The organism is Serratia grimesii, from assembly GCF_900186025.1.
Lineage (GTDB): Bacteria > Pseudomonadota > Gammaproteobacteria > Enterobacterales > Enterobacteriaceae > Serratia > Serratia grimesii.
Genome location: NZ_LT883155.1, coordinates 38,077 through 58,630, shown reverse-complemented (window position 1 = coordinate 58,630; position 20,554 = coordinate 38,077). Strand labels below are relative to the sequence as shown.

Genomic DNA, 20,554 nt, shown 5'->3' with positions numbered 1-20,554 from the left:
TACCGGAATGGGCAGCGGGTTCACATTGCCCATTGGCACACTTTGTTCACGTACAAATGAGGGTTTACATGCAATACTAAAAAGTACACACTGGATTTTAAAGTCTACGAAAAATTTCTACAGGAGCCCGTATGAGCAATTTATTCGACGCAATTGTTTCCGCCCATCAGCAATTGCGCCCGCAGGTTCGCGTGACGCCACTCGAACGCAGTGTTCTGTTGTCACAGCAACTGGGCTGTGAGCTATATCTGAAATGCGACCATCTGCAACATACCGGCTCTTTCAAATTTCGCGGTGCCAGCAACAAACTGCGGCTGCTGAATGACCAACAGCGCAGCGGCGGGGTAATAGCCGCCTCAACAGGCAATCACGGGCAGGCCGTCGCGCTGGCCGGCAAACTGATGGGTGTCAACGTAACGGTCTATGCTCCAGAAACGGCGGCCGCAATCAAACTGGAGACCATCCGTGCGCTGGGCGGCAAGGTAGAACTGGTACCGGGCGACGCACTGAATGCCGAACAGGCAGGGGAAAAGGCTGCCGTTGAGGAAGGTAAAGTCTATATCTCACCCTATAACGATCCACAGGTGGTTGCCGGTCAGGGCACTTGCGGCATGGAGTTGGTAGAGCAGCAAGCGGATTTGGATGCGGTGTTTGTCGCCGTGGGTGGTGGCGGCTATATTTCAGGAATTGGTACCGTTTTGCAGCAATTGTCGCCGAAAACCCAACTTATTGCCTGCTGGCCGAAAAATGCCACCAGCATGTATAGCGCACTGCAGGCGGGTCATATCTATCCGGTGGAAGAACAGGACACGCTGTCCGATGGCACTGCCGGCGGCGTTGAGCCGGGTGCGATCACCTTCCCGCTATGTCAGCAGGTGATCGATCGCAAAATATTGGTCAGTGAAGCGGAAATCAAACAGGCCATGCGCCAGATTGCCGCCAGCGACCGCTGGATTATTGAAGGTGCCGCCGGGGTCGCCTTAGCCGCCGCTATCAAACTCGCGCCCGAATTCCAGGGGAAAAAAGTGGCAGTCGTGCTGTGTGGGAAAAACATCGTACTGGAAAAATACCTCAAGGCTATCTCCGATGAAAATCCTTAATAAACGGCAGATCCTTGACGCGTTCGATGCAGATGCTGTCACATTATTGCTCAAACAGGGATTTATTGCCTATTCCCAACAGCAGGTGCAACAACCGCCGGTGCAGCATTTCCTGTTTGAGCAAGCGGCAGGTGACTGTTGTATTAAATCGGCCTGGCTGGAGGGGGATGAACAATTTGTCGTCAAGGTTTCCTCTGGCTTTTACCGTAATCCGACGCAGGGGCTGGCCAGTAACCAAGGGCTGATGATGGCCTTCTCGGCGCAAACCGGTGAACCACAGGCATTGTTACTGGACGAGGGTTGGTTAACTGCATTACGTACCGCGCTAGCCGGGCGTATTGCCGCCGAACTGTGCGCACCAGCAGATATCCCAGCGATTGGCATCGTCGGCTGCGGCATGCAGGCCCAACTACAGTTACAACAGCTGAAAAACCAAATTTCCTGCCGTGAGGTTTGGGTATGGGGTCGCAACGAGCTGGCATTAGACACTTTCCGTCGCCAAGCTGAGGCGGAGGGATTTCGGGTGCAGACCACGCAAGATGCAGCGGAACTGGCGAGACACTGCCGGTTGATTGTCACCACGACCCCCAGTCGTGAACCCATTCTGCGGGCAGCAGATATTCAACCCGGCACCCACATCACCGCCGTCGGTGCAGACGCCCACGGCAAGCAGGAGTTGGCAGCCGATCTGGTAGCCAGGGCGGATGTGCTGTTAGTGGATGCTTTAGCGCAATGTGCAGATTATGGTGAGATCGCCACCGCTTATCGGCAGGGTTTACTTAAATCGACGCCGATCGTCGAATTGGGTTCGGCATTGGCTCAGGGGATAAAAGTGCGTAATGATGACCAGCAAATCACCCTCGCTGATCTGACCGGGCTGGCGATTCAAGATGTGCAAATTGTGAAAGGTATTTTGGAACGGGTATAGGATGTTTTTAGGGGCGCGGCTGCGCCCCTTTAATTCATCGCACTATCAGGCATTCAACACAAACTTCTCGATAGCATGTGCCACGCCGTCTTCAGTGTTGGTGGTGGTCACAAATTGCGCCACCGCTTTCAGTTCCGGGATAGCGTTACCCATTGCAACGCCAACGCCCGCATATTCGATCATCGCGGTATCGTTAGCCTGGTCACCCAACGTCATCACGTTTTCACGTGCAATACCGAGATGATCGGCCAGCATTTTCACGCCGGTTCCTTTATCTACATTTTTATGCAGGATCTCCAGGAAATACGGCGCGCTCTTCAGGATGGTGTATCGCTCCAGCGTTTCTGCCGGAATGCGTGCGATGGCGCGGTCCAACAGCTCTGGCTCGTCAACCATCATCAATTTCGGGAAAATAATCGAAGGGTCCATCTCTTCCACGCTGCGGTACTTCAGCGGAATACCGGTCATCTCCGACTCGTGCACGGTGTATTTGCCGATATCTTTGTTTGGGGTATACAGGGTATCGAAATCAAACGCCTGGTAATGGACACCAAACTCGCGCGCCATCTGCTCGAAGTAGAGATAATCCTCAAAGCCCAACGTTTCTTGCAGGATGCAGGTGCCGTCTACCGCCTTCAAAACCAACGCGCCATTATAGGTAATACAAAAATCACCGGGGCCCTGAATGTCCAACTGACGCAGATAATCCTGCACGCCGACGTAAGGTCGCCCGGTGGCCAGCACCACATGCACCCCTTTGCGGCGTGCCTCGGTGATCGCCTGCTTTACCGCGGGCGTAATCTGGTGCTGCGGGTTGAGCAGCGTGCCGTCCATATCAATCGCAATCAGTTCAATAGCCATTCGATCTTCTCCCAGTGGTTTTTTCCCATGCTAACGCGTTTCAGCGTGCAATGTCAGCGCCAAAAAAGCGTAAAAAAATCCGTGCGGGTTGCCCGGCACGGATTTTCACAGCCATCAATGCGTTAGATATCGATATTTGCCGCTTTCAGGGCATTTTCTTCGATAAAGGCACGACGAGGTTCAACCGCATCACCCATCAGGGTGGTGAACAATTGGTCAGCGGCAATGGCGTCTTTCACGGTCACGCGCAGCATGCGGCGACTTTCCGGATCCATCGTGGTTTCCCACAGCTGCTCTGGGTTCATTTCACCCAGACCTTTATAACGCTGTACTGCCAGCCCACGGCGTGACTCTTTCACCAGCCACTCCAATGCCTGTTCGAAGCTTTCAACAGGTTGACGACGCTCACCACGTTCAATGAAGGCATCTTCTTCGATCAGGCCACGCAGTTTCTCACCCAGCACGCAGATTTTGCGGTATTCACCACCGTGGATGAAGTCGAAGTCCAGCGCGTAATCGGTATCCACACCGTGGGTACGGATGCGCAGTACCGGCTCAAACATCTGGCGCTCACGGTTCTCAAAGATCACCGAATCATAGCTGCTGCCGTGCTGTTCTTTGTCGTTCAGCAATTTCACCAGCGAATCAATCCAGGTTTTAACCTTGGCCTGATCGCTCAGATCGTCTTCCAACAAAGTTGGCTGGTAGATCAGGTTGTTCAGCAGTGCACGCGGGTAGCGGCGCTCCATACGACCTATCAACTTCTGCACGCTGTAGTGCTCGGCAACCAGTTTTTCCAATGGCTCACCGGCAAGCGCTGGGGCGCTGGCGTTGGTGTGCAGGGTTGCGCCGTCCATCGCGATGGCGATTTGGTACTGATCCATCGCTTCGTCATCTTTGATGTACTGTTCCTGCTTGCCTTTTTTCACCTTGTACAGCGGCGGCTGGGCAATGAACACGTGGCCGCGCTCAATGATTTCCGGCATCTGACGGTAGAAGAAGGTCAACAGCAGCGTACGGATGTGCGAGCCATCGACGTCGGCATCGGTCATGATGATGATGCTGTGGTAACGCAGCTTGTCTGGGTTGTACTCATCACGGCCAATGCCGCAGCCCAGCGCAGTGATCAGCGTGGCAACTTCTTGTGAAGACAGCATCTTGTCGAAGCGGGCTTTCTCAACGTTGAGGATTTTACCTTTCAACGGCAAAATCGCCTGGTTCTTACGGTTACGCCCCTGCTTGGCAGAGCCGCCCGCTGAGTCCCCTTCCACCAGGTACAGTTCGGACAGCGCCGGGTCGCGTTCCTGGCAGTCCGCCAGTTTGCCCGGCAAGCCGGCCAGATCCAATGCGCCTTTACGGCGAGTCATTTCACGCGCTTTACGCGCTGCTTCACGGGCACGTGCCGCATCGATGATTTTACCGACGACAATTTTCGCATCGCCCGGATTTTCCATCAGATAATCGACCAGCTTCTCGTTCATCAGCGTTTCAACCGCGGTTTTCACCTCGGAAGAAACCAGCTTGTCTTTGGTCTGAGAAGAGAACTTCGGATCCGGCACTTTTACTGACACAACGGCAATCAGACCTTCACGCGCATCGTCACCGGTAGCGCTGATCTTGGCCTTTTTGCTGTAACCTTCTTTATCCATGTAGCTGTTCAGGGTACGGGTCATCGCGGTACGGAAACCGACCAGATGGGTACCACCATCACGCTGTGGAATGTTGTTGGTAAAGCAGTAAATGTTTTCCTGGAAACCGTCGTTCCACTGCAACGCCACTTCCACACCGATGTCGTCTTTCACGGTAGAGAAATAGAATACGTTCGGGTGGATCGGGGTTTTGTTTTTGTTCAGGTACTCAACAAACGCCTTGATACCGCCTTCATAGTGGAAGTGGTCTTCTTTGTCGGTGCGCTTGTCTTTCAGGCGGATAGACACGCCAGAGTTCAGGAATGAGAGTTCGCGCAGGCGCTTGGCCAGAATGTCGTACTCAAATTCAGTATTATTGGTGAAGGTTTCGTAGCTCGGCCAGAAACGCACTGTGGTACCGGTCAGATCGGTTTCACCGACCACTTTCAGCGGTGCCAGTGGCTCGCCCATCGCATAGGTTTGCTCGTGTACCTTGCCTTCACGACGGATAACCAGTTCCAGCTTCTCGGACAAGGCGTTAACAACCGATACGCCTACACCGTGCAGACCGCCGGAAACCTTGTAGGAGTTGTCATCAAATTTGCCGCCGGCATGCAGCACAGTCATGATCACCTGTGCCGCAGAAACCCCTTCCTCTTCGTGAATACCGGTCGGGATACCACGGCCGTCATCCTGTACCGAAACAGAGTTGTCGGCATGGATAGTCACCTGAATGTCACTACAGTGGCCAGCGAGTGCTTCGTCGATAGCGTTGTCCACAACCTCGAATACCATGTGGTGCAGACCGGTGCCATCATCGGTGTCGCCGATATACATGCCCGGGCGCTTACGCACCGCGTCCAGCCCTTTTAATACCTTGATACTTGAGGAGTCATAAGAATTCGACATCAACGTTTCTCGCTCATTTTAGTCCTGTGGTTGAACCTCTATTTTACCTTGTTCCACGCGGAACATCTTGCCCTTTTCACCGGCCATGTCGGTCACTTGTTCAGCGCTAACAGCACTGACAAAGACCTGGGCCTGGGTGGCTTTCAGGCGATCGGCCAGCAACCGGCGACGGCCGGTGTCCAGCTCGGAGGCAAAATCATCAATCAGATACAGGCAACGCCGCCCGCTCTGCCGGGTGAGAAACTCACCCTGCGCTAAGCGCAACGCGCACATCAGCAACTTAAGCTGACCGCGCGATAACAAATCCTCTACCGGCGTGCCGTCGGCACGTATGCGAAAGTCCGCTTTATGCGGCCCCACCGCGGTATAGGTTAACGCCCTGTCGCGCTCAAACTGGCGCTCCAGTAGCTCTCCGTAGTCACTCTCTTTGTCCCAGCCACGCTGGAAAGAGAAACTCAGGGCAAATTCGGGCAAAAACTGCGCGCATGTCGCGGTAATATCCGCGGCAATCGCGTCGCTGTAAGCTGCCCGCCACTCGCTGATACGCTCGGCCAAGGGGATCAGTTCCTGATCCCAGGCACGGATCTGCGCATAGCGACTGACCTGGCGCAGCGCGGCATTGCGCTGCTTCAGTAACCGTTTCAGGTTGCTCCAGGCGGTGAAAAAACCGGGTTCGTTATGAAAACAACCCCAGTCCAGGAAGGCGCGCCGGAATTTCGGCCCGCCGTTTAGCAGGGTAAAACCTTCGGGGGTAATCAGTTGCATCGGCAATAACTGCGCCAGTTCAGCCACTTTGTGACCGTCACTGCCATCGATACGTACCTTGCTGTCCCCCTGACGGCTCTTGCTTAATCCTACGGATATTTCACGCTCTGTACCGTCAATGCGGCCGTGCAAAATGAATTCCGGCTGGTCGTGACGAATCACGCGCCCCGCCTGCAGGCTACGAAATGCCCGCCCGTGACCGAGGGTATACACCGCCTCAAGCACGCTGGTCTTTCCGCTGCCATTGGCACCCACCAGGAAATTGAACCCCGGCGCCAGTGCCAAATCCGCCGATTCAATATTGCGGAAATCTTTAATCAGTAAACGCGTTAATGCCATGCCAAATCCATCACCGGGAAATTACGCTCAATGCGAGGGCGTTATCAGCGCCGGCAGTTTACGTACGGACAGCGCACAGCAACCGGAGCGTACACAGAGTACGTGAGGATTGCGAGCACTGCCCAAGCGTAAAATGGCAAGCAAGATAGCCCGGATATCGATCACAAACGCATTGGCATGACGACATAGGCGGCAGACTTACTGGCACCGTCTTCGATCTGCACGCTGGAGACCGAATCAGTCAACAACAAGCGCACATCTTCACACTTGAGTGCATTCAATACATCCAGCACATAGCTGACGTTGAACCCAATTTCCATCTCAGTGCCGTCGTAGCTGACGTCGAGGATCTCTTCCGCTTCTTCCTGTTCAGGGTTGTTGGCGGTGATCTTGAGTTGGTTTTGGCTGACATACAGGCGCACACCGCGGAACTTTTCGTTCGACAAAATGGCCGCACGGGCAAAGGCCTGCTTAAGCAAGTCACAACCGGCTTCCAGCGTTTTGTCCGGGTTCTTCGGCAATACGCGACGATAATCCGGGAAACGACCGTCAACCAACTTGGAGGTGAAGATAAAATCACCCACGTGCGCACGGATGTTGTTACTGCCGATCTGCAATTGCAGTAGCGTATCGCCACCGTCCAGCAGACGCACCAGTTCCATTACCCCTTTACGCGGCACGATCACCGAATGCGACGGTAATTGCTGGCCGATAGGCATCGAACACACCGCCAGACGGTGTCCATCGGTCGCCACGGTACGCAATTCTTCACCTTCGGTTTCGAACAGCATGCCGTTTAAGTAGTAGCGCACGTCCTGATGAGCCATCGAGAACTGCGTGGCTTCGATCAGGCGCTTAAGGGTCGCCTGCGGCAGAGAAAATTCAACTTCGCTCTGCCAGTCGTCCAGGTTCGGGAAATCTGCCGCCGGCAACGTAGAAAGAGAAAAACGACTGCGACCAGAACGCACCAGCATACGCTCGCCTTCCAACGTCACAGTGATCTCGGCCCCTTCAGGCAAACCACGGCAGATATCAAATAATTTACGCGCGGGGACGGTAGTCGCGCCCGCCTCATGAGGTTGGGACAGGGCAACGCGCGCCACCATCTCCATCTCCAGATCGGTGCCGGTCAACAGCAGGCAGCCTTCCGTCACCTGCAACAGCAGGTTACCCAGAATTGGCAGCGTTGGGCGGCCGCCCAGCGGGCTGCTCACCTGTTGCAGCGGTTTTAGCAGATGCTCACGTTCAACGATAAATTTCATAGCGCTAGGAAGATAATGTTCTGATTAAATTGGAGAAATCTTCTTTGATGTCGTGACTTTCCTCACGCAACTGCTCGATCTTCCGGCAGGCGTGCAACACCGTGGTATGGTCGCGGCCACCAAACGCATCGCCGATTTCTGGCAGGCTGTGGTTGGTGAGTTCTTTCGCTAAGGCCATCGCCATTTGGCGTGGACGAGCAACGGAACGCGAGCGCCGCTTGGACAACAAATCTGCGATTTTAATTTTATAGTATTCCGCCACCGTCTTTTGAATATTATCGATGGTGACCAACTTTTCTTGCAGTGCCAGCAGATCGCGCAGCGCTTCACGCACGAAATCAATGGTAATGGCACGTCCGGTAAAGTTTGCGTTGGCGATCACGCGGTTTAACGCCCCTTCGAGCTCACGCACGTTGGAACGCAGACGCTTGGCGATAAAGAACGCCACTTCGCCTGGCAGACGGATATTGTTCTCGTCAGCCTTTTTCATCAGGATCGCTACGCGGGTTTCCAGCTCCGGCGGTTCGATGGCAACCGTTAATCCCCAACCGAAGCGGGATTTCAGGCGATCTTCCACCCCGTTAATCTCTTTAGGATAACGGTCCGAAGTCAGGATAATCTGCTGATTGCCTTCTAACAGGGCGTTAAAGGTATGGAAGAACTCTTCCTGCGAACGCTCTTTGTTGGCAAAAAATTGGATGTCATCGATCAGCAGTGCATCGACCGAACGGTAATAGCGCTTAAATTCTTCAATGGCATTGTTCTGCAACGCTTTGACCATGTCTTGTACAAAGCGTTCAGAGTGCATGTAGACCACTTTGGCGTTAGCTTTGCGCGCCATGATGCCGTTGCCAACCGCGTGCAACAGGTGAGTTTTACCCAGGCCGGTGCCACCATAAAGGAACAACGGGTTATAAGCACCACCTGGGTTATCCGCTACCTGGCGAGCCGCCGCCCGCGCCAACTGGTTGGATTTACCTTCAACAAAGTTATCAAAGGTATGCTTTGGGTTAACGTTGGAACGGTAAGAAAGCTCTGGCTGCGGCGCCGCGTTGTCCCAGCTTGGCCGGGTAGGCGCAGCAACGCGTACCACGGGTGCACTCGGGGCGCTAACACTGGCGGTGACAGTTTGGCTGATGATTTGGGAAAGCGGTTTGCTGCCCACTTCAAAACGCAACAATGGGGCATCCGTACCGCAGAAATCATTCAACAGGCCATTGATATTGTTTAAGTACTTATCGCGAACCCAATCCAGCACAAAACGATTGGGCGCATAAAGCGCCAGGGTGTTGTCACTCAGTTCCGCCTGCAATGGGCGTATCCACATACTAAATTCTGTGGCAGGTAACTCATCCTGCAATCGGGCAAGACACTGCTGCCAAAGCGAAAGTGACACGGCGGACTCCACTCGAACAAGATCAATAAAAGAAAAGAATCAGGCTACTTTTTTATAACTCATGATTTTTGACACATACCCGGCATCGGCAGTTTGCCTGTGGGGGATGCGAACCGCCTTTCACGGTTTATGTCCCTCACGATCCCCGCTTGAGAGATCGCGATCGGAATGACGGATCATAGCGCAATCCGCGCAAGAGATCCTCCCCTTCATCACAGATTAGATCCATTTTATCCACAGGCCCCGGCCTGCGGCGATCTTTTCACCAGTCACGCTAAATTGCAGGCAAAATCCCGTGTGAGTAACGGTATTTTTTACATTGTCAACCGGTTATACCCTGTTATCCACGCCGGATCCTGGGTTTTCGCTATAAGGATCGCATCGGGATCCTTGCGATTTACCCCTGAGTCCGTATAATCTTCGCCCTACGTGTGTACCTGGTTCCTTAATGGTGAGTCATTAACCGGACAGGATTCTGCGGTGACCACGGGCCAAGACCGGATTTTACTCCGTATTGGCAGACAACCAGGTAGGCTAGCGCAATGTGAATTGACTCAGGACTGTACAATTATTACAATCCCGCCTCTTTATATATTGCGATTGAGGCGTCGGTCGTCTTCACGCCGAGTAGCCAAACGCGTTTACTGATCAGTAATTATTTTAAGTTTAGGTAGAAATCGCCATGAAACGCACTTTCCAACCGTCCGTATTGAAGCGTAACCGTAGCCACGGTTTCCGTGCTCGTATGGCCACCAAAAATGGTCGTCAAGTTCTGGCCCGCCGTCGTGCGAAAGGCCGTTCTCGTCTGACTGTTTCTAAGTAATAAAAGCTAACCCGCTGAGTGGTTAAGCTCGCTTTTCCCAGGGAGTTACGTTTGTTAACTCCCACTCACTTCACTTTCGTCTTCCAGCAGCCACAACGGGCTGGCACGCCGCAAATCACCATCCTCGGCCGCCTGAACCAGCTGGGGCATCCCCGCATCGGTCTTACTGTCGCCAAAAAACACGTCAAACGCGCGCATGAACGCAATCGGATAAAACGCCTAACCCGCGAAAGCTTCCGTTTACTTCAGCACGAGTTACCGGCGATGGATTTTGTCGTAGTGGCCAAAAAAGGGATAGCGGATTTGGATAACCGCGCGCTGACGGAAGCTTTGGAAAAATTATGGCGTCGCCACTGTCGCCAGGCTCCCGCATCCTGATCGGGCTGGTGCGAGCTTACCAGCTCGTCATCAGTCCGCTGCTTGGGCCTCGTTGTCGCTTCCAGCCGACATGCTCTCATTACGCAATTGAGGCATTAAGCAGGTTTGGCATGATAAAAGGCAGTTGGTTAGCATTGAAACGCGTATTAAAATGCCACCCTTTGAACCCAGGTGGCGATGATCCCGTGCCGCCGAAACCCGACGATAACAGAGAACACTAACGATGGATTCGCAACGCAATCTTCTCCTCATCGCTCTGCTGTTCGTGTCTTTCATGATCTGGCAAGCCTGGCAAACGGACAATGCTCCGCAACCAGTCGCTCAGACCACGCAACAGACTTCGAACACTGCTACCGGTGATGCCGCAAGCTCAGCAGTTCCAGCCAGTGGCCAGGGTAAACTGATTACCGTTAACACTGACGTGCTGTCGCTGACCATCAACACCCGTGGTGGTGATATCGAGCAGGCTAAACTGTTGGCCTACCCGGACACTCTGGGTTCATCGACGCCATTCCAGTTGCTGGAAACAACACCGTCATTTGTTTATCAGGCGCAAAGTGGCCTGACCGGCAGAAACGGTCCGGATAACCCGGCAAACGGCGAACGTCCTCTGTTCCAGGCGGCGCAGGACAGCTATACCCTGCCAGAAGGCCAGGATGAGTTGCGCATTCCGCTGACCTTTACCGGTAAAGACGGTGCAATCTACACCAAGACTTTCGTGCTCAAGCGTAACCATTACGCAGTTGGCGTTGACTACAACGTTGACAACAAAGGCACAACTCCGCTGGAACTGACCCTGTTCGGCCAACTGAAGCAGACGACTGAGCTGCCTAAGCACCGTGACACCGGCAGCAACAACTTCGCTCTGCACACCTTCCGTGGTGCGGCGTATTCATCCAGCGATGACAAATATCAGAAGTATGCGTTCGATAAGGACGAGAACCTGAGTGTCACCACGCAAGGCGGTTGGGTTGCGATGCTGCAACAGTACTTCGCCACTGCCTGGGTACCGGCAACGCAGGGTAGCAACACCTTCTATACCGCCAAGCCTGGCGATAACCTGTCTACCATCGGCTTCAAATCTACGCCGGTAGTAGTACAGCCTGGTGCGCAACAACAGCTGAATGCGACCCTGTGGGTTGGCCCAGAACTGCAAGATCAGATGGCCCAACTGGCACCGCATCTGGATCTGACCGTGGATTACGGTTGGTTGTGGTTCATCTCCCAGCCGCTGTTCAAACTGCTGAAGTTCATCCACGGCTTTATCGGTAACTGGGGCTTCTCAATTATCATCATCACCTTCATCGTGCGTGGCATCATGTACCCGCTGACCAAAGCGCAGTACACCTCGATGGCGAAAATGCGCATGCTGCAACCAAAACTGCAGGCGATGCGTGAGCGTATTGGTGATGACAAACAGCGCATGAGCCAAGAAATGATGGCGCTGTACAAGTCTGAGAAAGTGAACCCGTTGGGAGGTTGTCTGCCGCTGGTTATCCAGATGCCAATCTTCCTGGCGCTGTACTACATGTTGATGGGTTCCGTTGAGCTGCGCCATGCGCCGTTCGCCCTGTGGATCCATGACCTGTCAGCGCAAGACCCGTACTACATCTTGCCAATCCTGATGGGCGTGACGATGTTCTTCATCCAGAAGATGTCGCCGACCACCGTGACTGACCCGATGCAGCAAAAAATCATGACCTTTATGCCGGTGATCTTCACAGTGTTCTTCCTGTGGTTCCCGTCTGGTCTTGTGCTGTACTACATCGTCAGTAACCTGGTGACCATCCTCCAGCAGCAGTTGATTTACCGCGGCCTGGAAAAACGTGGCTTACACAGCCGCGACAAGAAAAAGACCTAAGCGTAGTGTAAGGGTTCGGCACGCTGAACCCTTGCTGCGATAGAGAAGAGGCGGTCATTAAGACCGCCTTTTTGCATATTGAATTGTCAGAGAGAATCATTATGAGCACTACCGATACCATCGTAGCCCAAGCCACCCCGCCGGGACGCGGCGGCGTCGGCATTTTGCGCATTTCCGGCCGTGGCGCCAAAGACGTCGCCCAAGCGCTGCTCGGCAAACTGCCCAAGCCGCGTTACGCCGATTACCTGCCATTCCGTGATGCCGATGGTGCTACTTTGGATCAGGGTATTGCGTTGTGGTTCCCAGGCCCCAATTCGTTTACCGGTGAAGACGTGCTGGAACTGCAAGGCCACGGTGGGCCGGTTATCCTCGATCTGCTACTCAAACGTGTGCTGGCGTTGCCCGATGTGCGCATCGCACGGCCCGGTGAGTTCTCCGAGCGCGCATTCCTCAACGACAAGCTCGATCTGGCGCAAGCGGAGGCGATTGCCGACTTGATCGACGCCAGTTCAGAGCAAGCGGCACGTTCCGCAATGAACTCGTTGCAAGGGGCATTCTCTACCCGTATCCACCAGCTTGTGGAAGCACTCACTCACTTGCGAATCTATGTGGAAGCAGCGATCGACTTCCCTGATGAAGAAATCGACTTCTTGTCTGACGGTAAAATCGAAGCGCAACTCAACGGTGTCATGGCCGATCTGGACAGCGTGCGTGCCGAGGCGCGTCAAGGTAGCCTTCTGCGTGAAGGGATGAAAGTGGTCATCGCTGGGCGACCAAACGCCGGAAAATCCAGCCTGCTGAACGCATTAGCCGGCCGTGAAGCCGCGATCGTCACCGATATCGCTGGCACCACTCGCGATGTATTGCGTGAACATATTCACATCGACGGTATGCCACTGCATATCATAGACACCGCAGGCCTGCGTGAAGCCAGTGACGAAGTTGAACGTATCGGTATCGAACGTGCATGGAACGAGATCGAACAGGCGGACCGTGTACTGTTTATGGTCGACGGTACCACCACCGCGGCTACCGAACCGACAGAGATTTGGCCAGAATTTATGGCGCGTCTGCCACACAGCCTGCCCATCACCGTAGTACGTAATAAAGCCGATATCACCGGTGAGACGCTGGGTATGACCGAAGTAAATGGCCACTCACTTATTCGCCTGTCGGCGCGTACCGGCGAAGGTATCGATCTGCTGCGTGACCACCTGAAGCAGAGCATGGGCTTCACCAGCAATATGGAAGGCGGCTTCCTGGCCCGCCGTCGTCACCTACAGGCGCTTGAGCAAGCAGCCCAGCATCTGGTTGAGGGCAAAGAACAGTTAGTGAGCGCTTACGCGGGGGAGCTGCTGGCCGAAGAATTGCGTCTGGCACAGCAAGCGCTGAGTGAAATCACCGGTGAGTTTACCTCCGATGATCTGCTGGGACGTATTTTCTCCAGCTTCTGTATCGGTAAGTAAGCCAAAAATACGGCCCAGGGCTGATTTTTCACCACCAGAGCGGGTAAATTATTTTACTTGCTCTCGGTGATTGATGCCTGAGCGGCCGGTCACAGCACCCTTCAGAGCCAACGCGATATACTGAGCAGCAAAGGATCCCCTCTCAGGAAAGAGCAGGCATGGCATTAACCCTCAGAGTGTTGCTGGAAAACCGACGCGCCGCCAGCGTGGACAAATCATTGCAGGCTAAAGCCGGGTTAAGCCTGTTGATTCAGGATGAAACCGACTTGGTTTTATTCGATACCGGCCCTGACGGCAGTTTTCTGCATAACGCGACGCTGATGGGCATCGACCTGTCCCGAATAACCGCGACCGTGCTGTCACATGGCCATTATGACCACTGCGGTGGCGTCCCCTGGTTACCCGATAACAGCCGTATCATCTGCCATCCGCAAATCGCCGACGAGCGCTACGCAGCCATGAAGCTACTTGGCCGCACCCAAAAAATAAAAAAACTGTCGCTGGATATTGATTACTCGCGCCATCGCATGGAGTACAGCCGTCAGCCACTGCAGATCAGCGAACGCTTTATGTGGTCAGGAGAGATCACGGTTGCCAAACCGAAGGCCTATGGCGTGATCGGTGGCAAAACTGAGGCGGTGGATTATGTTATCGACGAAGGCGTGCTGATTTATAAGTCCGAACGCGGGCTAGTGATTATTACCGGCTGTGGGCATCGCGGGATCATTAACATCGTGCGTCACTGCCAAAAGATCACCGGGGTCAGTAAGATCCATGCGTTGATCGGCGGATTCCATCTGCGCTGTGCATCGCCGCGCCGGATATGGCAGGCTCGACAGTTTCTGAATCAGCAAAAGCCAGAAAAACTCATGGGCTGCCATTGTACCGGTACCTGGGGGCGGCTGTGGCTACCGGAGATGATATCACCGGCAACGGGAGACACTTTCGTTCTGGAATAATATGCCAACAAGTACATTAGTTTTCCCCGCCGAACGATTGAACAAGGTCCAGCTCCCCCCCACCTTGCCAAAATTCACCTAAGCTTATCTCAGCCATTTTTGTCAGGAGAGATAAGAAAAAATGAATGAACCACTGGATTTACTGGGCGTCGGTCTTGGCCCTTTCAATCTCAGCCTGGCCGCGCTGGCCTATGAAAGTGGTGCCATCAATTACACTTTTCTCGATCGAAACGCCAGCTTCCGCTGGCATCCCGGTATGCTACTGCCTTCCGCCTATATGCAGACCTATGTACTGCAGGACCTGGTTACGGCGGTAACACCCCGTAGCCAATTCTCCTTTATCAACTATCTGGTCGAGCAGAAAAAAATTTATCGATTTTTGATCACCGAACAGCAAATTATCAGCCGTGAAGAGTTCTCCGACTACCTGAGTTGGGCCTGCGATAGATTAGATGGACTACAGTTTTCACAGTCGGTTGAAAGTATTGATTTTGACGATGACAAGCAGCTGTTCGAGGTGCGCACTATCAACCAGACTTTGTGGGCGAAGAATATTTGCCTGGGTACCGGTCACGCTCCTTGGTTACCGGCGGAGTTTTATCCGATGCTGGGAGAAAACTGCCTGCATGCTGCCGAAATCGCCATTCGTAATCCGGACCTTAGGGGTAAACGCGTAACCATTGTCGGAGGAGGCCAAAGTGGTGCAGATATTTTCCTGAACGCGCTACGCGGCCATTGGGGAGAAACAGCACAGCTAGACTGGATTTCCCGTCGCCCTAACTTCCAACCGCTGGACGAGTCCGCCTTTACCAATGAATATTTCACCCCGGAATACGTCGATTATTTTTATACTCTGCCGCAGGATATTCGTGAACGTGAAATAAAGGCTCAGAAGTTACCTGCGGACGGTATCAGTAATCATACGCTGCGTACGCTGTACCGTGAGTTGTACATGCGTTTCGACGTCATGCATCAGCCGCGTAATGTACGTCTTTTACCGCACCGTACGCTGCTGGCAATCGAACCAACGGACAGAGGCTATCAATTACGAACTCGCCACGGTTTGGAAAATCGCCAGGAAGGATTTCACGCCGACGTCGTCATTTTAGCGACAGGTTACCGCCCTTTACTCCCATCCTACCTAAAGCCACTGTTACCGCGCATACCTTTCGACGACCAGCAACACTTGCCACTGCTACCGGATTTTAACCTTGAGTGGCAAGGACCTGAACAGAATCGCATTTATGCGGTGAATGCCGGTATACATAGTCACGGCAGTGCCGAAGGGGGCCTTAGCCTGATGGCTTGGCGCTCTGCCCGCATTCTCAATCATCTACTCGGCAAACCCCATTTTGATTTGACGCCGAACGCATCGATGATCCAATGGTGGAGCGACGCCCCTCCAGACAACGATATTACAAAGTCCAACAAATAGGATAAAACGCATACTGTTTTTTAATGATAAATCCTAGACTTATGCTTAATCTAATCCTCCTGCGTTTTCAGCGACCCCTCTGTCATGGAGTGAATAATGGCGTGTCATTTTGCCCGATGGATCCCCACATCCACCGTATTGGATACCCGTCGCCTCTCCACCGACGTGATTGCTGCAACCACTGCTTTTTCCGTTAAACGCCGTCAGCGATTCCTGCAAGGGCGTATCCTGCTCGCAGAAATGATGTTTTATCTTTACGGGCTACCAACACTCCCCACTATTGCCACAACCCCTACCGGACGTCCTTGTTTTGTCGACAATCATCTGCCCGACTTCAGTCTGGCCTATGCCAGTAATACGGTGGGTGTCTTACTCAGCGAAGAAGGCAAGGTTGGCCTGGATATTGAAGTGATGCGTGCACGTGGCGGACAACATAAAGAACTTCAGTACCAATACCTTACGCCGGCTGAAAGCGCCTGGATAAGCGCGCAATACGATCGACTGGAGGCGGAAACCCAACTGTGGAGCATCCGCCAGAGTGTGTTGAAGCTTTCCGGTCAGGGCAACAGCGGGCAATCAACTCTACGTCTGCATCCGTTTTCCGGCCACCTGCGTTCCAGCACCACACCTGACGTCCATGTGATGAGCGATGCCGATGAGTACCTGAGCTGGGCCTGTGCCCGCACTCCCGGCCTGGAACGTTTGATGTGCTGGCAATATACAGAACAGCAAGGCCTACAAAAAGACGGCGAGATATCACCGCGCACCCCAGCCACTTCAACTCGCTTCGTCAAGCTGACCAGCCTGGCAACGCCTGGTTAAAAACGGCGGCTCTGGCGCAAAAACTAAGATAAAACTTTCTTTAACGCATAAATTTCTGCATAAAAATGTAAAGTCAGCTAAATATTCAGCAATCGTCTATTCTCTCCGCACGCTTTGCCCTACTATCTTCAGGTGTTCTAAGCTGAATCTGTTCATTCGAAAGGGAGAATCACCATGTCAGACCAAGCATTAAAAATCGTCACTCTGCTCGGTAGCCTGCGCAAAGGCTCATACAACGCCATGGTTGCGCATGCCCTGCCAGGCCTTGCGCCGCAAGGCGTCACCATCGAAGCGCTGCCTTCAATCCGTGATATCCCGTTATACGATGCCGATATGCAACAGGAAGAGGGTTTCCCTGCTACGGTGGAAGCCATTGCCGAGCAAATTCGCCAAGCTGACGGTGTGATCATCGTAACCCCGGAATATAACTATTCGGTACCGGGCGGATTAAAAAACGCTATCGACTGGCTTTCTCGCCTGCCAAATCAACCATTAGCCGGTAAACCAGTGGCCATTCAGACCAGTTCCATGGGACCGATTGGCGGAGCACGCTGCCAGTATCACCTGCGCCAAATTCTGGTGTTCCTCGATGCTATGGTGATGAATAAGCCGGAATTTATGGGTGGCGTGATCCAAAATAAAGTGGATGCGCAGACGGGTGAATTGATCGATCAAGGCACGCTGGATTTCCTGACCGGCCAACTGTCCGCGTTCAGCGATTATATCCGCCGCGTGAAGTAACTGCTTTTTGACGCCTTCAACAGAAAAGCGAACGAGGGCGTCACTCTAATGAGAGAACCATTGCCAACCCATTAAAAATAAAGTCATAACATTATGTATTTTTTCATTTTAGCCATAATACTGGCTTTCATCACCAGACCACTATTAGCCACAGAAATGCGTTACCCCGCCGGAGAAGAGCCCATCGAGCTACCGGTACATAGCCCACTGAATGCTCAACTGCCGCGTACAACTCAAAGCCAGGAAGATAAAAAAATTGCGGCCATGTCGTTATATCTGACGCTTATGCGAGAAGACGGGCGCAACATCTGGGCCCCCTACCAGTTGGCGGCTTCCTCAGCGGAAAAAGGCCAAACCGAACTGGCGGAACGTTATCTGCAACTGAGCGCCGATCGCGGGTTATGGTATTACTACAACCTGCTGGAGGATGACGCCTTCAATAGCATTCAGCACGGCAGCACCTATCAGTCAATCTTGGCCGTTACCAAAGCCCGTTATATACAGCATGCTCATTGGTTCGAGGGCAAAGCCAGCTACGCTATCCCGGACGGCGAGCCGCCACCCGGAGGCTGGCCAACGGTGGTATACCTGCACGCCTATGGTAAGAGTGCCGGTATCTCCCCCGAAGAGCGCGTGTTATTTAGTGAAATGGGCGTCGCCTATATAGAAGTGAATGGCACTCAGATGCTGTCGGAAAACAGTTTCCGCTGGTCAAATTACAGTGACGAGAGCACCCAGAGCGCCATTCAACAAGCTCTGCAACCGCTAATAGCAGAATTAAAACTCAACCCTCAGCAGGTCTACCTGACCGCTCGTGGTCAGGGAGCGCTGCATGCCGCCAATCTGTTGGCCAAGTATCCGCAGCTATATGCTGGCGCGTTGTTAATCGCTCCTCACGGCGGGATTAAACAGGCACAGCAATCTCTGGCAAAAAATAAGCGGATGGTTGTGGCGTATTACGATCGGCAAAAATTTAGCGATCAAGCGCTGGCAATGCACTTTGCCAATCTGTTCAGCGAGGATAATCAGGTTGAGGCACTGCATTTTGCGCAGGGAGAGAACCCAGATGCAGGCTGGCAGGCGCGTTTCAAACGGCCGTTACAGTGGATGTTGCATCAGGCACCCGACGCAACGCCGGGAGCCTAAGATTACAGGGCCGACAAATGTCGGCCCTGAGTTTGATGACAAAGTTGTCTTTGAATCCGAGATACCCGGGCCTAGCGCACCGAGGGGCACTCCGGCGGGCAAGCCGCTACGACCCCTTCGGCACGCTCTCCCTAATAACGGGCTTTATCAGTAGTCTGAGGGCCGACATTTGTCGGCCCCTTTCTTGCGTATCAGTGACCGTCGACAAAGACAATCTTCAGCACAAACAGCAGCGCGACAACCACCACGCATGGGCTGATTTCACGCCAGCGACCGGTACCCAACTTCATCACACAGTACGAAATAAAGCCGAGCGCGATACCTTCGGTGATAGAAAAACTGAACGGCATCATCACCGCCGTCACAAACGCCGGTACGGCTTCGGTCAGGTCATCCCACTTCACTCGTGCCAGGCTGGATGTCATCAACACGCCAACGTAAATCAACGCACCAGCGGCAGCATAAGCCGGTACCATACCCGCCAACGGCGACAGGAAAATCACCAACAGGAACAGAATGCCAGTAACCACGGCAGTCAGGCCGGTACGGCCACCGACAGAAACCCCGGCAGAACTCTCAATGTAGGCAGTAACGGAAGACGTGCCGACAAACGAGCCGGCTACCGAGCTGATACTGTCGACATACAGAGCCTGCTTCATCCGCGGGAACTTGCCTTTGTCATCAGTCAGCCCGGCCTTATCAGTCACACCGATCAACGTACCGGAGGAGTCGAACAGGTTCACCAGCATGAAGGAGAAAATCACCCCAGCCAGACCAATGTTCAGCGCGCCCGCCAGGTCAACCTGACCCACGACAGAAGTAATGTTCGGTGGCATAGAGAACAGGCCGCCGTATTTCACGTCGCCCAATGCCCAACCGATCAGGGTAGTCACCACGATAGAAACCAATACCGCCGCGTGGAAGTTACGCGAGGACAGCACAGCGATGATAAAGAAACCCAGCGCACCCAGCAGTACGTTATGCGAGGTCAGACTGCCGATGGTCACTAACGTGTCCGGGTTAGCCACCACGATACCGGCATTTTTTAGCCCCATCATGCCGATAAACAGACCGATACCACTGGTAATCCCCACCCGCAGGCTCATGGGAATGTTGGCAATCATCCAATAGCGGATACGGAAAATGGTCAGCAACAATAAACCGACCGCGCCCCAGAAAATGGCGCCCATGCCAACCTGCCATGAAATGCCCATTGCGCCCACAACCACAAAGGCGAAGAACGCATTGAGGCCCATCGCTGGTGCCAGCGCAACCGGCAGGTTTGCTAACAAGCCCATCAAAATACTGCCGAAAGCGGCAATCAGGCAGGTCGTTACAAACACTGCCTGCGTATCCATGCCCGCCGCGCCCAGAATTTGGGGGTTAACGAACACGATATACACCATGGTCAAAAAGGTAGTAATACCGGCAATCGTTTCCGTACGCGCCGTGGTTCCATGTTGCTTGAGTTTAAACACACGCCCAAGCAAGCCTTGCTCAACGTCAAGGCCAGATACTGGTTTGCTCATTATCAGAATTCCGAAGAAGGGAATGGACAGTCGCCGGCTATCCTATAACAAAATGTAGGGGTTTTGACGCCGCTCACAGGTTTTTTTCGCCGTCTTTACGGCTATATGCCTCAACAGATTGTATTTACTGAAATTGATAGGCAAATCGAGATTCAGAGATCGCAATCTTGGCCGATGCGGTTAAAGTGGCAGTATCGCCGCTTAAC

The 20,554-nt window shown here is 53.4% G+C and carries 18 protein-coding genes; 12 read left to right on the top strand and 6 right to left on the bottom strand.

Features of this window, described 5'->3' with window-relative positions; genetic code table 11:
* The first annotated feature begins 131 nt into the window (after nt 1-131).
* Nucleotides 132-1,100: a threonine/serine dehydratase gene (locus tag SGBXF1_RS00270; RefSeq protein WP_186427641.1), complete on the top strand. Its 969-nt coding sequence runs from the start codon at nt 132-134 to the stop codon at nt 1,098-1,100.
* Entirely contained in the window at nt 1,087-2,028 is a 942-nt protein-coding gene (locus SGBXF1_RS00265; RefSeq protein WP_186427640.1) for an ornithine cyclodeaminase family protein, read from the top strand. Before SGBXF1_RS00270 ends, SGBXF1_RS00265 begins: the two co-directional genes overlap by 14 nt.
* A gap of 45 nt (nt 2,029-2,073) precedes the next feature.
* On the opposite strand, the gene yidA is transcribed toward SGBXF1_RS00265, so the two are convergent.
* From yidA to dnaA, 5 genes are all read right to left on the bottom strand, one after another.
* Entirely contained in the window at nt 2,074-2,889 is an 816-nt protein-coding gene (gene yidA / locus SGBXF1_RS00260; protein ID WP_186427639.1) for a sugar-phosphatase, read from the bottom strand.
* 122 nt (nt 2,890-3,011) lie between these two features.
* Nucleotides 3,012-5,426 (bottom strand): DNA topoisomerase (ATP-hydrolyzing) subunit B, encoded by a 2,415-nt coding sequence (gene gyrB / locus SGBXF1_RS00255; protein ID WP_037421188.1) that lies wholly within the window; start codon nt 5,424-5,426, stop codon nt 3,012-3,014.
* Between the two features lie 18 nt (nt 5,427-5,444).
* A complete protein-coding gene (gene recF / locus SGBXF1_RS00250) occupies nt 5,445-6,530 on the bottom strand; it encodes a DNA replication/repair protein RecF (protein WP_037421190.1) in 1,086 nt (361 codons plus the stop codon).
* A gap of 161 nt (nt 6,531-6,691) precedes the next feature.
* Nucleotides 6,692-7,792, bottom strand: coding sequence for a DNA polymerase III subunit beta (dnaN, locus tag SGBXF1_RS00245; protein ID WP_037421192.1), 1,101 nt, complete (start codon nt 7,790-7,792; stop codon nt 6,692-6,694).
* 4 nt (nt 7,793-7,796) lie between these two features.
* Nucleotides 7,797-9,188, bottom strand: coding sequence for a chromosomal replication initiator protein DnaA (gene dnaA, locus SGBXF1_RS00240; RefSeq protein ID WP_037421193.1), 1,392 nt, complete (start codon nt 9,186-9,188; stop codon nt 7,797-7,799).
* Nucleotides 9,189-9,870: 682 nt separating this feature from the next.
* Between dnaA and rpmH the strand changes: the two genes are divergently transcribed.
* The 10 genes from rpmH to SGBXF1_RS00190 all read left to right on the top strand — a co-directional run bounded on the left by rpmH (nt 9,871) and on the right by SGBXF1_RS00190 (nt 18,819).
* A complete protein-coding gene (gene rpmH, locus SGBXF1_RS00235) occupies nt 9,871-10,011 on the top strand; it encodes a 50S ribosomal protein L34 (RefSeq protein WP_003849659.1) in 141 nt (46 codons plus the stop codon).
* 18 nt (nt 10,012-10,029) lie between these two features.
* Nucleotides 10,030-10,389: a ribonuclease P protein component gene (rnpA, locus tag SGBXF1_RS00230; RefSeq protein WP_025123954.1), complete on the top strand. Its 360-nt coding sequence runs from the start codon at nt 10,030-10,032 to the stop codon at nt 10,387-10,389.
* A complete protein-coding gene (gene yidD / locus SGBXF1_RS00225) occupies nt 10,353-10,610 on the top strand; it encodes a membrane protein insertion efficiency factor YidD (RefSeq protein WP_012004505.1) in 258 nt (85 codons plus the stop codon). The genes rnpA and yidD overlap by 37 nt, the downstream gene beginning before the upstream one ends.
* Before the next feature lie 2 nt (nt 10,611-10,612).
* Nucleotides 10,613-12,250: a membrane protein insertase YidC gene (gene yidC, locus SGBXF1_RS00220; RefSeq protein WP_037421197.1), complete on the top strand. Its 1,638-nt coding sequence runs from the start codon at nt 10,613-10,615 to the stop codon at nt 12,248-12,250.
* 101 nt (nt 12,251-12,351) lie between these two features.
* On the top strand, nt 12,352-13,716 hold the full coding sequence (mnmE, locus tag SGBXF1_RS00215) for a tRNA uridine-5-carboxymethylaminomethyl(34) synthesis GTPase MnmE (protein WP_061808238.1): 1,365 nt from the start codon (nt 12,352-12,354) through the stop codon (nt 13,714-13,716).
* Between the two features lie 158 nt (nt 13,717-13,874).
* Entirely contained in the window at nt 13,875-14,675 is an 801-nt protein-coding gene (locus tag SGBXF1_RS00210; RefSeq protein ID WP_037421204.1) for an MBL fold metallo-hydrolase, read from the top strand.
* Between the two features lie 121 nt (nt 14,676-14,796).
* The gene (locus SGBXF1_RS00205; RefSeq protein ID WP_186427638.1) at nt 14,797-16,110 is read left to right on the top strand and encodes a lysine N(6)-hydroxylase/L-ornithine N(5)-oxygenase family protein; all 1,314 of its coding nucleotides are present in this window, start codon (nt 14,797-14,799) and stop codon (nt 16,108-16,110) included.
* Nucleotides 16,111-16,206: 96 nt separating this feature from the next.
* Nucleotides 16,207-16,932 (top strand): 4'-phosphopantetheinyl transferase family protein, encoded by a 726-nt coding sequence (locus SGBXF1_RS00200; RefSeq protein ID WP_186427637.1) that lies wholly within the window; start codon nt 16,207-16,209, stop codon nt 16,930-16,932.
* A gap of 174 nt (nt 16,933-17,106) precedes the next feature.
* Entirely contained in the window at nt 17,107-17,673 is a 567-nt protein-coding gene (locus SGBXF1_RS00195) for an NADPH-dependent FMN reductase (RefSeq protein ID WP_037421212.1), read from the top strand.
* 93 nt (nt 17,674-17,766) lie between these two features.
* Nucleotides 17,767-18,819 carry an alpha/beta hydrolase gene (locus SGBXF1_RS00190; protein ID WP_037421213.1) on the top strand — a complete coding sequence of 351 codons (1,053 nt, stop codon included), beginning with the start codon at nt 17,767-17,769 and terminating at the stop codon, nt 18,817-18,819.
* A 191-nt stretch (nt 18,820-19,010) separates the two neighbouring features.
* On the opposite strand, the gene SGBXF1_RS00185 is transcribed toward SGBXF1_RS00190, so the two are convergent.
* Complete coding sequence (locus tag SGBXF1_RS00185) at nt 19,011-20,348, bottom strand: NCS2 family permease (protein ID WP_037421216.1); 1,338 nt, start codon at nt 20,346-20,348, stop codon at nt 19,011-19,013.
* Nucleotides 20,349-20,554: the final 206 nt, after the last annotated feature.